This is a genomic window from uncultured Novosphingobium sp., assembly GCF_964277725.1.
GTDB classification, from domain to species: Bacteria; Pseudomonadota; Alphaproteobacteria; order Sphingomonadales; family Sphingomonadaceae; genus Novosphingobium; species Novosphingobium fluoreni.
Genome location: NZ_CAXYKL010000102.1, coordinates 54,549 through 67,608, shown reverse-complemented (window position 1 = coordinate 67,608; position 13,060 = coordinate 54,549). Strand labels below are relative to the sequence as shown.

The window sequence follows — 13,060 nt, the reverse complement described above, 5'->3', positions numbered from 1 at the left end:
TCACGCACGAACGCGATCAGCTCCGGCGTCAATTCGGTATCGGCCATTTGCATCTCTCCTGTTATATTCCGGTCTCGACTTTCCCTGCTCTGGCGCGATGGCGCAAGGCGCGACGAACTGATCACATCACCGATGTCTCGCGCTTTGCGGGAATTTCCGCGCATCGAATTTATCAGCGGCGAGATTTCGTCGGCATCGGCATCGCCAACTCCCGTGGAATACGAACAGCGCTCTATCGGCATTCGCATTCAATCGCCATTGAGATGACGGCTCCCGAAAGATCTGATCGGGCATGGCGGGCTGGGGATGATGGGTGAGCGAAGAAGGCGGTACGCTATCGGGCGGTGTTGCGCGGCGAGGTTACGTGCTGGCGGCGTTGACTGCGATCTACGCCGTCAACATGATGGACCGCAACATTCTGGCAATCCTCGTCGAACCGATCCGACAGGATATGCGTATCAGCGATACACAGCTGGGTCTTCTTACCGGACTGGCTTTTGCCCTCTTCTACACCGTGTTCGGAGTGCCTGTAGGATGGGTCGCCGATCGCTTCGGGCGGGTCAAGATCATCGCTGTCTCGTGCATGTTCTGGTCGCTGTGCACGTTCGCAGGGTCTTTCGCGTCCAGCTTCCCGATGCTGGCGCTTTCCCGGGCAGGAGTGGGTATTGGTGAAGCAGGGGGAACCGCGCCCTCCTACTCGCTGATCTCATCATTTTTCCCGCCGCAGCGCCGTGGCTTCGCGCTCGGCATCTTCCACCTCGGCTCATCCGTGGCCGCAGTCGTAACCGCCAGCATCGGGGCCTGGATCGCGCAGGACTACGGATGGCGGATGGCTTTGGCCGTGGTCAGCCTGCCCGGCCTCGTCCTGGCAGCGCTGCTTTGGCTGACGGTGCGTGAACCATCGCACAGCGCGGGCAAGGCACCGGCCTCGCCCCTATGGCCAACGATGCGAGCGTTCCTGACTGACAGATTGCTACGCACCACGGCGCTGGCCGCAGGCTTTACCGCGTTCAGCGCTTACGCAATCGCGGCCTGGCTTCCAGCGATGCTGATCCGCGCCAAGGGCATGACGCTGGGCGACGTCGCGATCTGGTATGGTGTTACAAGCGCCCTGGCGCTGGGCCTGGGCGTGGGGTCGGCAGGTTGGCTTGCAGATCGACTGGCAGTGCGCAGCGGCCGGGCCTACGCGCTAGTACCGATGGGGGCGACGCTGGCCATGGCCGCCATCATTCCGCTGGCTGCGCTTCTGCCCAACTGGCCGTTCGCGCTGACGGCCGGCTTGATCGCTTTGGGCCTCAGCAACATGTTCTTGGCTCCCTTGCTAACCATCGTTCAGAACCGCAGCCCGGAACACTGCCGCAGTCTGTATTCCGCGACATTCCTGCTGATCAACAACTTCATTGGCGCAGGCTTTGGCTCGCTCTATGTCGGCATGATCAGTGATGCCTTTGCCGCGAGGTACGGGGCGCAGTCGCTCGCGATCGCCTTCGGCGCCCTCGCCCCCGTGGCGATCATAGCCGCAGCCCTACATTGGCGCGTATCGCGGATCCTGAAATCCTGATCGATCCGGCGGGTTGCCTGGACGGCAGCGCTTTTCTTACCTCATGCTGGCTCCGCCGCCATCATCCCATGCGGCACCGGCGCCGCCTGTGCGCCTCGGACGAGACGGCCCGGTAGTGCGCCAGTCGGCTCGCCCTCACGATAAACGATCTGGCCTGACACCACCGTCGCGACGTAACCGTCCGCCTTCTGTTCCAGGCGGCGCGCTCCGGCGGGCAGGTCTCGTTTGGTGAGCGGTGCATGCAGGTGGATGCGGCTCATGTCGATAACGTTGATATCCGCCTTGTAGCCAACCTTGAGCACGCCGCGATCTTCGAGGCCGACCGCCACCGCCGGGTCATGGCAAAGGCTGCGGATCAGTGCAGGCAATGGCAATGCGCGGTCACTTTCCGCGTTTCGAACCCAATACGTCAACATGTACGTGGTGTAGGCTGCATCGCAGATCATCGAATAGTGCGCGCCGCCATCGCCCAGTGCGATGATCGTGCGGGGGTGTGGGACCAGGTTCTCCACCGGGCCATGGAACCGACGTCCCACAGCACCACCCATGGGGCGATAGAGGATTTCCTTGCCGTCCCGCTGAAGCAGCGCGTCGTAGAACACTTCCGCAACCGGACGACCATCACGCCTGGCCATGGCGGCCAGAGAATCCTCGTCGTCTGGATTGTAGTTGGGCGGATCGCCCAGCACGAAAATCCGTTCGGTTTCGGAAATCAAAAACTTGAAGAAGGGATTGGGATCGTCCGGCTCTTCGGAAATCAGCTTCGCGCGAAATTCCGGATCGCGCATGATCGCCACCTTTCGCGCCAAGGGCAGGTCCGCAATCGCTTTGTAGCTGGGATTGAGAGCAAAAGGATGCAGCGTCAGGTCAAGGCCCATCATGACGGCAGATGGCCGCGGCAGCACTTGTCCGCGAATGTCGAGGCCATCTGCGGCGGCCCTCTCCAACTCGTTTAACATGAACTTCCAGCCATCGGGTTCGTGCGGAGACTGGCCCAACGTGAAGGACAGCGGGCGGCCGGACGTCTCAGCGATCTTGCGATGAAGCTTCGCCTGCGACGGGGAGTCGATCTCATAGCTGGGAAGAAGCTGGAACACGCCAGCACCGGCATCACGCAATCCTGCCGCCAGCGCCAGAACCTCCTCTTCCTCGGTAGGCACGGATGGTGCCAAGCGGCCATCGCGAAACCGATGGGCGATATGGCGGGATGTTGATACGCCCAGTGCTCCCGCGCGGATCGCCTCTGCGGTCAACCGGCGCATCTCAGCCAGATCTTCCTTCGTCGGTGGCTCCAGATTGGCACCGCGATCACCCATGACGAAAACACGCAAGGGGCTGTGCGGCAGTTGGGTGGCGAAATCGATATCGGCTTCGCGTTTGTCTAGCGCGTCGAGATACTCGGGAAATGTCTCCCAATTCCATGGCAAGCCCTCGGCCATGACAACTTCGGGAATGTCCTCCACGCCTTCCATCAGCTTGATGGCCAATTGGCGCTGGTGCGGACGGATTGGAGCAAACCCCACACCGCAGTTGCCCATGACGACCGTAGTCACACCATGGCTGGACGAGGGCTTCAGCCGGCTTTCCCAAGTTACCTGCCCATCGTAATGGGTGTGAATATCGACAAATCCGGGCGTGACGATTGCTCCGCTGGCATCGATTTCTTCCCGGCCGGCGGCGATATCATTTCCAATAGCCGTTATCCGGCCATCGTGTATGGCGATATCCGCGACGAAGGGATTGTCTCCCGAACCGTCATGGATCAGGCCGCCGCGAATGACGATATCGGGCGTGTGGGTCACGACATGCTCTCCAGTGCACTGTTTTCTGATCGACACTGTCCCGTCTAAGCGGCGTCAGAACGATCCCCATATGGTAAGTGCCGCAAACGCAGCCCATGATCGTCGCGCCCGGCTCTCGACGATTTTGAAACTACTTAGAGAACGGGCTACATCCGCGCCGTACGCAAGGCGCCGCGTCGCACCTTGCCTGCATCATCGCGCAGCCTTTCGTGGGTGAACTCGATCGATCGAGGTCGCTTGAACGGTGCCAGCGCCGCAACCGCCGGGGCAATGAAGGCCATCGCGTCGGCAGCGGCCGGAGCCGCGCAGCCGGGTGCCAATTCGATTATGGCATGGATACGATTGCCGATGTCCCCGTCAGGCAATCCGATCACGGCAGCGCAAAGCACGGACGGGAGTTGTTCGATCGCAGCCTCGATCTCGGCGGGATAGACATTGATGCCACCCACCAGGATCATGTCGGTGCGGCGGTCCGCTATGTAAAGGTAACCCTCGGCGTCGACCCATCCCATATCGCCCAGCCCGTCGAGATCGCCGGTGATCTTGCTCTCGGCTCCGATATAGCGATACCCGGTGCCCGGCCCGACTGCGCGACGGAAGAATATCTCACCGATCTCTCCGGGGGGCAGCGGCATCCCGCTCTCGCCCAGGATCACAATCTCATCACCGCCCACGGCGCGCCCCACCGAACCGGGATGCGCCAGCCATTCCTCCCCATCGATCAACGTGGCGCCGACGCGTTCTGTCCCGCCGTAAACTTCGTGCAATACACGAGGCGCAATGCGGTCCAGCCACCAGCGCTTGACCTCCTCAGGGCATGGGGCAGAGGAATGCATGATCACCTTGAAGGACGAAAGGTCAGCGGCTTGCGAGACGGCGGGATCCAGTTTCGCGATCCGGCTCATCATCGTCGGCACCATCGTGGCGAAAGTCGGTCGATAACGTTCTGTCAGGCGCAGCCACTCGGCAGCATCGAACCTCTCCATGCAGACGACATGGCATCCTTCCGCCAGGGCGACGATGGCGAAGGCGAAGGGGGCGGTATGATAGATCGGGCCGGCGTTCAAAATGATGCTGCCGGCGGGGCGATAAGGCACAGCCTTATCGGGTCCCCAGCAGGAGTTCCGTGGGTCAACGATTAGTTTGGGCCGGCCCGTGCTGCCCCCGCTGCCCAATATCTTGCCCGGGCACGAGATGGTCGCCGGAAGCGGTCGATCGTCCAGATCGGCTGGCAAAGGCTCGTCGACATCGAACAGCGGGGTCCCTGTGCAGGCCTTGTTCGACGGGCCCACGATCATGCGCGGTTGGGCCAGGGCCACGACCTGCTCAAACTCTACTGGGGTCAGCCTTTGAGATATCGGTGCGGGCGTCGCCCCTAATTTCCACAACGCGTAGACGGCCTGCGGATAGGCGGGCCCGTTTCCCATGGAGATGATGACCGTATCACCTGCCACCACGCCCCGTAACGCCAACGCACGTGCCATGCGATTGGCGGCAGCCTCCAACTCGGCGAAGGTCCATGTCCGATCCTCGAAGGTAAAGGACGGTGAATCGGGCGCGCGAACGCTTTGTGCGCTCAACAGCCTACCCAGCGGCGCGCCATCTCTGGCGCTGCCATCTTCGCGTAACCATCGAGATACATCGCCGACCTCGCCAGCCGTGCTGAGGTCTACCGGTTCAGGCGCGCTGCTCATTCGGGATCTTTCTCAGCGTCATTTATCGTCGTTCTATCATCGCAGATACCCGCCGTCGGCGCACAAGATTCTCTGGCTAGTGCCGGAACGCAAGATGAGCGGTGGCAGTATTCAGTCCGGACACCGTTCCACAGGCAAGCGACCCAGCACCACGTAAGCCAGCGCCGCGCACACGAACAGGACAAGCGCTATATTCAGGGAGACGGCATACCCGCCGGTTCTATCGAACATCACGCCGATCCCAGCCATGCCGAGCACGCCCGCGCTGGTGATACCAACGGTGCAGATACCAAATACGCTGCCGAACCGCGCGATCGGAAAATACCGGGCGATCATAAAGGCGACGATGTCTATTTCGGCCCCCTGGGACGCACCGATCAGGATGACGCCGATATAGGCGAAGCGTGTGTCATGTCCGGAAAGCAGCAGGCAACCAACGCCCAAGGCCGATAGCAGCATGATACCTGCTGCCGTCATGGTGGCATTCGCGCGATCGAGCAGCAGGCCCGCGCCGAAAGCACCGGCCAGCGCAGCCAGCCCTAGCATTCCTACCATTGCCGCCGCGCGCGGCGCTGCCAGGCCGGCATCAATAAGAAGCGGCTGCAACTGACTGATGATGGCAAGCAGCGGCATGTAGGCGCAGGCGGCACCGGCGGTGATCGCCCATACGCGAGGATCGCGCAGCAAATTACGCCAGGAAAGCGCCGTGCCGCCTCCAGCGTTCACAGTTGCGGAGGTCTGACGGGTCGCCGGAGCATGGCGGTCTCGCTCGATACCCCAGTAAACCGCGGGGATGGCAATCAGCACGGTCAGAACCGCCATTCCCGCATAGCCCGCGCGCCATCCGCCCCACTGCATCAAGGCGAACAGCAGTGGGGGAAGCGCGGCCGCCATCAGAGCCAACCCACATCGTCCCACCGCCAGGGAAAATCCCCGTGAGCGAACGAAGACCGCGGCCATCGCGCGGGAAAAACCCACGCCCGATGTCGCAAATCCGCAAAGCGACAGCAAGGCGAACAAGGCGTAATAGATCCAGATCGATCCCGGCATCAGTGACAGCCCGGTCCACGCAGCCGCCACGCCTACGAACCCAAAAAGCAGTACCGGCCGCGCCCCGTGCCGATCGATCAGCCGCCCGATCGCGGGGTTGAGCAGGGCCAGCATCAGGGCTGAGTTGTTGGCCATGGCGATTTCGCCGCGGCTCCAACCAAATGCGCTTTGCAACGGCAGGATAAACAAGCTGGAGATATTGGGGAAGATAGAAGCTCCAAGGCCAAGTCCCAGCAGCGTGGCCACACCCGTGGGCCAATGCCGCCGCCATTCGGCACGCGTTGCGGCCCAATGGCTGGTCGCATCGATCTGTGTCGTTGTCATACCGTGTGCTTCTTGCACCGATCCCGCCCGAGAACCAGCACCACTTGCTAAAAATGGACGGCTGCCACCATGGAACGAAACTCAATCAGGTAAACGACCCGACCGCCGCCTGCACAGCGGCGGTCGGACGATTTACCATGAACAGGCGATGCCGCTAAACGGGCGCCAATGCCGCAGATACGATCAGCGGATCCAGATATTCACGAAAGACAACGATCTTGCCGCCCCTGACCACGAACTTGCTGTGATAGGTGTTGGCATAAGTCCGCCCGTTGGTGAGCGGCATGTGCCCGACATATTCGACCGCAACGCGATCACCTTCCTGGATCATATCGGTGACCGGAAAGCGCGTTCCTCCGGCTGCCAAGCCTTGCAGGCCGCGCATCCCGTTCACCAGATCGTCTCGGGAGATTGATCCGGCGCCTGTGTACCAGCAGTCACAATCGTCGGCGATCAGGGCGATCGCCTCCTCGGTTCGACCGGCGGCTGCGTGATCCAAAAAGGCCTGGACGACCTGTTTCGGGTTCATAGGGTCGTCCCTCTTCTGTATGCCAGCCGTTAACGAACGGCGTTGATGCCACCATCGACGGGGAAATTAAGTCCCGTGATCATTGCCGCTTCCGATGAACACAGGAAAATGACGGCAGCGGCGATTTCCTCAGGCTGGATCGCGCGCTTGAAGATCTGGCCCGATGCCAGTTCAACTTGCTGTTCGGCGTTGAACATTTCGTTTACCACCTTGGTCGCGACAAGCCCGGGCGCCACGCAGTTCACGCGGATATCATGCGGGCCGAACATCCGCGCGGCATAGGCCGTCATGTGGATGACAGCGGCCTTGGCGCCGGAATAGACGATATCTGCAGAAGGCGTTGTGCTGACGCCGGCCATAGACGCGGTATTGACGATGGCGCCGCCGCCCCTTTCACGCATCACCGGTAATTCTTGGCGAAGCGAGAGGAAGACGGATTTGAAAGTGACGTCGGTTACGAATTGATAGTCACGTTCGGTCAATTCGTCGAACGGCTTGTTCACGCCGCAGCCCACGTTGTTATGCGCGAAATCGAGCGAGCCGAACTTGTCTAGCGTGCCCTTGATCAAACCCTCCACGGAAGACCAATCGGTTGCATCGCATTTGACTGCCTCGGCCTCGCCACCGGCGCTGACGATCAATTGCGCAGTCTCTTCCGCCGAGGTTTTATCCAGGTCGCACAGCATGACCCGTGCGCCGCGAAGCGCGAAAGCACGGGCAGAGGCTCGGCCGATCCCGGCACCGGCACCGGTGACAAGCGCGGTCTTGCCGTGAAAATGAGGATCCGTCATCGTGTTCTCCAGTATGATCTTAAATGGCGGCTTCCAGCATGGCGCGAGCGTCGTCGCCATCGCCGATCAGCCGATTGGTGCGTTCGATGATCTTCCAGCCTTGCGGACGCCTTTCCAGCTTCCAGACGTTTTGGGCCACGCGGAATATAGCATAACCATCGTCCCGGCGAAGATAGAGCTGGGTGCAATTAACGGCGATCGCGTGATCGCCATCTATCCGGACCCAAGGCAGGCCCATGACGTGCGCGATCCCGCCTTTGATCGCATCTAGATGCTCAGAGTGTTTCAAAAGCTCGCTGAAAGCGGCGGGTCCCGTCATCCGGCCATAGCTGACATCGTAAACGCCGTCTTCGGCAAACAGATCGGGAGCGAGGTCGGGACTGCCGCTGTCGACCAGGGGGCCATAGCTGGCGACCAGCCGAATGACGGCCAATTCGTCTTCTACGGCACCAAGACGCTTTTCAAGCGCGTCCAGGCGCGCGAGTGCTTCTGTCATCCTCTTTATCTTCCCAGAACTTATCAGATGTGGCGGCACCCTATGCCGCGGGCGCTGCGCCGTCAGCGGGTGTGGTCGTATCATGGACCCAAAATCAACAATGTGATGTCGTGGTTTTAGAGGCGGTTCTCCCGCATCCGACATTGACGGGAAGGGCGGAGAGGTAAAACGAAAACGTACACGACGAAGGCTCGTCGCGCAGGATTCGAACGAGGAGCAATATCATGGCGACGTTGGCCAAAGAGGCACACGCAGACGTGACAGCTGCATATACCGGTCCGATTTTTGATGCCGATACGCATATCTGGGAGACTTCGGATGCGTTCACCAAATACTTCCCGGCAGACCTGAAGGAAGATTGGGGCATCGAGAAGAAGCACGGCGCCGATGGTGACTTCGCCTACTACGTCGGCCCCCGTAAGGTAGAGATCAGCGCCGACCATCTGGACGAGGACGGCAAGGTCCCCGCTCCTGGCAAGCTTCACGAATGGCTGCGCGCCATGAAGGAAGGCAAGGCGGACATCGATCTCAAGGTCGACAAGACGGCCGACATGCTGTCTCCCGCAGAGCGCGTGAAGAAGCTGGACGAGTGGGATGTCCGCTCCAGCCTGATCTACGTCGGCGACATGGTCGCTCTGGTGAGCTATTTCGATCAGGAAGAGCCCGCCTACCGTATCCTTGACGCCTACAACCGGTGGATGCTGGATACCTGGCGCTTCGACTATGAGGGCCGGATCTTCTCCGCGCCCTTGATGTCGCTGCAGAATGTTGAGAAGGCTTGCGTTCAGGTGAAATGGGCGATCGATAACGGCGCCCGCACGATCCTGATGCCGATGGGACCGATCAACGGCAAGCCGCCGGCCCACCCCGATCATGATCCTTTCTGGGCGATCGTCAACGAGGCCGGCCTGCGCGTCGTCTACCACGTCGGCGAAGCGATCTACATGAAGGACCACATGGCTGTGTGGGGTGAGCCCATGCAGCAGAGCCGGATCAAGCAGACAGCGTTTGTGTGGATGCACGGCTATTCGGAACGCCCGATGGTCGAGACCATCTCCAGCTTCATCTTCTGGAACTTCTTCGAGCGCTTCCCGAACATCAAGATCCTGTCCGCCGAAAACGGCTCGGAATGGGTGCCTTCGATGCTGGTGAAGATGGATAAGTGCCGTGGCATCGCCAAGAACGGCTACTGGCCGGGTGGTCAGCTCAAGGAGCGTCCCAGCAAGATCTTCATGCGCCACGTGGGTGTCGTCGCCTATCCGGAAGACAACCTGAAGCTGATGATCGACCAGACGAATAATTCCGATTGGCTCATGATGGGCTCGGATTATCCGCACGCCGAGGGCACCGAGACGCCGCGGCACTTTGCGGCCGAAGCTTGCCGCGATCTCACTGAAGAGCAGACCCGCAAGGTCATGTACGAGAACGGCATGAACTTCATGGGATTGACTGCGTAACGACTGACGTATCCTGTTCGTCGGGACCGCCAAGGCGCGGTCCCGATCAAACGCCGTCCCGGTCCGGACGGCGCATCTTTTTTCGGTTCGAGGGGGATCAATGCAAGTCGAAGGCCTAACCATCACGCGGCCAGAAGCGCACCCGGGCGTGTTGCTGGTGACGATTGATCGTCCGCCCGTGAACGCCCTGAACCTGGCTCTGTTCAAGGGCCTGCGAGAGCTTTTCTCTACGATTGGGCAGGAGCCCAAGGTACGGGCTGTCGTGCTGACGGCGATGGGCAAGATGTTCAGCGCCGGAGCCGATGTGAAGGAGCTGAACCAACGCACGACGGAGGGGCAGCTGGCTCGATCGGTCGTCTCGCGCGGCTGCTTCGATGCGATCCGTCGATGCGAAGTGCCGGTCATCGCCGCAGTGAACGGCGCTGCACTGGGTGCGGGCCTCGTCGTGGCGTCTTCCTGCGACATGATGGTCGCTTCGGAAAGCGCGGTCTTCTCGCTGCCGGAGATCAACGTCGGCGTTATGGGGGGCACCCGGCACACCGCACGTCTGCTGCCTGACAAGCTGGTGCGTTATCTCGCCCTCACCGGCAGAAAGATAGATGCGCGCACTCTGCAATCGTACGGCGGCGTCAACGAAGTGGTCGCGCCCGGTGACTTGATGGACGCGGCCTTCGATATCGCGGACGAGATCGCGCGCAAGAGCCCGGCCGCGATCCGGCTGATGAAGGAATCGATCAACGTCACCGAAGACATGTCGATCACTGAAGGCTACCGTGTGGAACAGTTGTTCACCACTCTCGCCTCGTCCATGGATGAAACCAAGGAAGCCTCCGCCGCGTTCTTGGAAAAGCGTGAGCCTCGCTGGGTAGCGGAGCTCAAGGAATAACCGCATGATCCAGTCCGGCACGCCGCTGACCATCGGCCATATTTTGGAAAACAACGCCCGCCGTTTCGGTGATGATCCGGCGTTGGTCTGCGGCGACCAGACGCGTACACACAGAGAGTTGTTTCAGAACGGCTGCCGCCTGGCCACGGCGCTCGAACGCCTAGGCATGCGCAAGCAGGATCGCATGGCGGTCCTGTCGATGAACAACCTAGAATTCATCGAAGCCTATGTTGCCGGGTGGACTGCCGGTTTCGTCGTCGCCACCGTGAACTTCCGGCTGGCCCTGCCCGAAATCGTCTGGATCCTGAACGACATCGCGCCACGCGTGCTGTTGATCGAGGATCAATATGCCGCGCTCATCCCCGCGCTTCGCGAGCAAGTGCGAACGATCGAGGCAGTGGTGGTGATCGGTGCCGGCGCGCCTGACGCGATCGCGTATTCCGAACTGCTCGCCGATGTGCCGGACGGACGGCCGATCGCGCGCGCGGCGGAGGATGATGTTGCCAGCCTGATCTACACCAGTGGGACTACCGGACGGCCCAAGGGTTGCATCATGGGTCAGCGCGAGATGGCGTTTAACACGCAGGTCCTGGTGCCCTCCATGGGCAACAATCCGGGTGACAGTTTCCTGTGCGTGATGCCGTTGTTTCATATCGGCGGTATGGCAATCGCGCTTGGCATATTGGCGAACGGCGGCACCGTGCACGTTCACCGCCAGTTCGATGCGGCCGAGGTTGTCGCTTCCTTGGAAGCGAACAGGATCACGCATACGCTACTGGCGCCCACCATGGTGCATATGGTCCTGCAAACGCCCGGCGTGGAGCAGCGCGACTATTCCGCTTTGCGCATGATCATCTATAGTGCGGCCCCCATGCCGACTACCGTTCTGCGCAAGGGCATGTCGATATTCGGCCAGGTGTTTCTGCAGATGCTGGGCTCTAGTGAAGGATGCAGCATCGGATGGCTGCCGATGAACATGCATCGCCCCGATGGAACCCCGGCAGAGCAACAGCGGCTGGCCTCGACCGGTTTTCCGTATTTTTTCACGGCGGTCCGCATCGTGGACGAAGACGGAAACGATTGCCCGGTCGGCGGAGTGGGCGAGGTCGTGCTGAAATCTCCCGTTATGTTCAGAGGTTACTGGAACAACTCCGCGGCCACGTTGGAAGCCATCCGCGATGGCTGGTACTTCAGCGGTGACGTCGGCCGCTTCGATGACGAGGGCTATCTCTATCTGGTCGATCGCAAGAAGGACATGATCATCTCGGGCGGCGAGAATATCTATTCGCGCGAAGTGGAGGAGGCTTTGCTACAGCATCCGGCAGTCTCCGAAGTGGCCGTGATCGGTCGACCCGACGAACAATGGGGCGAAACCGTATGCGCCGTGGTGGTGCTGGCGCCCGGTAAGGCCGCCACGCAGGAGGAACTGATCGCCCACAGCCGCACGCTGATCGCCGGCTACAAGAAACCCAAGGACGTGATCTTCGTCACCGAGTTGCCCAAAGTGGCGAGTGGCAAGATCGATAAGAAGATCCTGCGCGCCGATCATGGCGGCGGCAATTGAGCGCTTCAACCGGGTCACGCGAAATGCCAGGGCTTCAGATCGGCGACATGGGCGCGTTGCTGTCGCTGGAGCAGATCGAGGCGGATGTCTGGCGCTCGCTCGAACCCGACAGGAACTTCGGCGGAGAGGTGTTCGGCGGTCAATACCTTGGCTTGTCGGTAGGCGCTGCCATGCGCAGCACGCCCGCCAGGTCGCCGCATGCGATGACCAGCTATTTTCTTCGCGGCGCTCGCGCGGCCAGGCCGGTCGACTACCATGTCGAGCGGACCCGCGATGGCCGAGCTTTTGCGCATCGGCGGGTTACCGCCATGCAGGACGGCAAGGAAGTGTTCCGCGCCGAGATCAGTTTCCATGATTGGGAAGAGGGCGAGGCGGAGCATAATACGCCCCCCCCATCGGTCCCGCCGATGGAACAACTGACATCGCTGCGCCAGAACGTGCGTGATCTCGCAGACATCATCAATCTCGAGACAAGCGACCGGGTGCTGAACCGGTCCAGCTTCGACACCTATTTCCTCGATCCGGACGAGGGGCTGGGCAAGCCCGGTGCACGTCCTGAAACCATCGCTTGGGTACAGCCCCACCCTGCCCCGCCGGCTGACGATCCCATCGCCTACTACACCACGCTGGCCTACTTGACCGATGCGTGCGCGAATTTCCCTTCACGCACCACTCATGCCGACAGCTTGTATGACGGACAATTGCTGTCTGTGTCCCTCAATCACGCCATATGGTTTCACGCCCGACCGCGCCCGATCGAGCGCGTCCTCTACGCGCTGGACGGCCCGTTCTCCGGCGGAGGTTTGGGATACAATCGGGGCGCCATGTACGATGTGCACGGCCACATGTTGGCCTCGGTGGTTCAGGAAGCCCTGATCCGCCGGCGGCAGCCCAAGGAGGATTGAA

General features: G+C 61.1%; 12 protein-coding genes. 6 read left to right on the top strand and 6 right to left on the bottom strand.

Annotated features, from left to right (window positions below; genetic code table 11):
• A partial coding sequence (locus tag ACHWRX_RS06225) for a hypothetical protein (protein WP_394658524.1) occupies positions 1–317 on the top strand: 317 nt, incomplete at its 5' end.
• Positions 314–1,561, top strand: coding sequence for a spinster family MFS transporter (locus ACHWRX_RS06220; RefSeq protein ID WP_394658523.1), 1,248 nt, complete (start codon positions 314–316; stop codon positions 1,559–1,561). The genes ACHWRX_RS06225 and ACHWRX_RS06220, both read left to right, overlap by 4 nt.
• A gap of 41 nt (positions 1,562–1,602) precedes the next feature.
• Here ACHWRX_RS06220 and ACHWRX_RS06215 read toward each other — a convergent pair whose 3' ends face one another.
• The 6 genes from ACHWRX_RS06215 to ACHWRX_RS06190 all read right to left on the bottom strand — a co-directional run bounded on the left by ACHWRX_RS06215 (position 1,603) and on the right by ACHWRX_RS06190 (position 8,247).
• Positions 1,603–3,363 carry an amidohydrolase family protein gene (locus tag ACHWRX_RS06215; protein WP_394658522.1) on the bottom strand — a complete coding sequence of 587 codons (1,761 nt, stop codon included), beginning with the start codon at positions 3,361–3,363 and terminating at the stop codon, positions 1,603–1,605.
• 146 nt (positions 3,364–3,509) lie between these two features.
• Positions 3,510–5,057, bottom strand: coding sequence for an AMP-binding protein (locus tag ACHWRX_RS06210; protein WP_394658521.1), 1,548 nt, complete (start codon positions 5,055–5,057; stop codon positions 3,510–3,512).
• A 111-nt stretch (positions 5,058–5,168) separates the two neighbouring features.
• Positions 5,169–6,431 carry an MFS transporter gene (locus tag ACHWRX_RS06205; RefSeq protein ID WP_394658520.1) on the bottom strand — a complete coding sequence of 421 codons (1,263 nt, stop codon included), beginning with the start codon at positions 6,429–6,431 and terminating at the stop codon, positions 5,169–5,171.
• A gap of 154 nt (positions 6,432–6,585) precedes the next feature.
• The gene (locus tag ACHWRX_RS06200; RefSeq protein WP_394658519.1) at positions 6,586–6,960 is read right to left on the bottom strand and encodes a nuclear transport factor 2 family protein; all 375 of its coding nucleotides are present in this window, start codon (positions 6,958–6,960) and stop codon (positions 6,586–6,588) included.
• Positions 6,961–6,989: 29 nt separating this feature from the next.
• Entirely contained in the window at positions 6,990–7,751 is a 762-nt protein-coding gene (locus tag ACHWRX_RS06195) for an SDR family NAD(P)-dependent oxidoreductase (RefSeq protein WP_394658518.1), read from the bottom strand.
• Between the two features lie 19 nt (positions 7,752–7,770).
• A complete protein-coding gene (locus ACHWRX_RS06190; protein WP_394658517.1) occupies positions 7,771–8,247 on the bottom strand; it encodes a nuclear transport factor 2 family protein in 477 nt (158 codons plus the stop codon).
• 224 nt (positions 8,248–8,471) lie between these two features.
• Between ACHWRX_RS06190 and ACHWRX_RS06185 the strand changes: the two genes are divergently transcribed.
• The 4 genes from ACHWRX_RS06185 to ACHWRX_RS06170 all read left to right on the top strand — a co-directional run bounded on the left by ACHWRX_RS06185 (position 8,472) and on the right by ACHWRX_RS06170 (position 13,059).
• Positions 8,472–9,704 carry an amidohydrolase family protein gene (locus tag ACHWRX_RS06185; RefSeq protein ID WP_394658516.1) on the top strand — a complete coding sequence of 411 codons (1,233 nt, stop codon included), beginning with the start codon at positions 8,472–8,474 and terminating at the stop codon, positions 9,702–9,704.
• A 100-nt stretch (positions 9,705–9,804) separates the two neighbouring features.
• Complete coding sequence (locus ACHWRX_RS06180) at positions 9,805–10,590, top strand: enoyl-CoA hydratase-related protein (RefSeq protein ID WP_394658515.1); 786 nt, start codon at positions 9,805–9,807, stop codon at positions 10,588–10,590.
• 4 nt (positions 10,591–10,594) lie between these two features.
• Entirely contained in the window at positions 10,595–12,154 is a 1,560-nt protein-coding gene (locus ACHWRX_RS06175; protein WP_394658514.1) for a long-chain-fatty-acid--CoA ligase, read from the top strand.
• Positions 12,151–13,059, top strand: a complete 909-nt coding sequence (locus tag ACHWRX_RS06170; protein ID WP_394658513.1) for an acyl-CoA thioesterase — start codon at positions 12,151–12,153, stop codon at positions 13,057–13,059. The genes ACHWRX_RS06175 and ACHWRX_RS06170 overlap by 4 nt, the downstream gene beginning before the upstream one ends.
• The last annotated feature ends 1 nt before the right edge of the window (position 13,060 follow it).

Excerpts from the sequence above, each read along its gene's own strand:
- ACHWRX_RS06210 (WP_394658521.1), bottom strand. The coding sequence starts at position 5,057 with ATGAGCAGCGCGCCTGAACCGGTAGACCTCAGCACGGCTGGCGAGGTC.
- ACHWRX_RS06195 (WP_394658518.1), bottom strand. The coding sequence starts at position 7,751 with ATGACGGATCCTCATTTTCACGGCAAGACCGCGCTTGTCACCGGTGCC.
- ACHWRX_RS06190 (WP_394658517.1), bottom strand. The coding sequence starts at position 8,247 with ATGACAGAAGCACTCGCGCGCCTGGACGCGCTTGAAAAGCGTCTTGGT.
- ACHWRX_RS06200 (WP_394658519.1), bottom strand. The coding sequence starts at position 6,960 with ATGAACCCGAAACAGGTCGTCCAGGCCTTTTTGGATCACGCAGCCGCC.
- ACHWRX_RS06205 (WP_394658520.1), bottom strand. The coding sequence starts at position 6,431 with ATGACAACGACACAGATCGATGCGACCAGCCATTGGGCCGCAACGCGT.
- ACHWRX_RS06180 (WP_394658515.1), top strand. The coding sequence starts at position 9,805 with ATGCAAGTCGAAGGCCTAACCATCACGCGGCCAGAAGCGCACCCGGGC.
- ACHWRX_RS06175 (WP_394658514.1), top strand. The coding sequence starts at position 10,595 with ATGATCCAGTCCGGCACGCCGCTGACCATCGGCCATATTTTGGAAAAC.
- ACHWRX_RS06185 (WP_394658516.1), top strand. The coding sequence starts at position 8,472 with ATGGCGACGTTGGCCAAAGAGGCACACGCAGACGTGACAGCTGCATAT.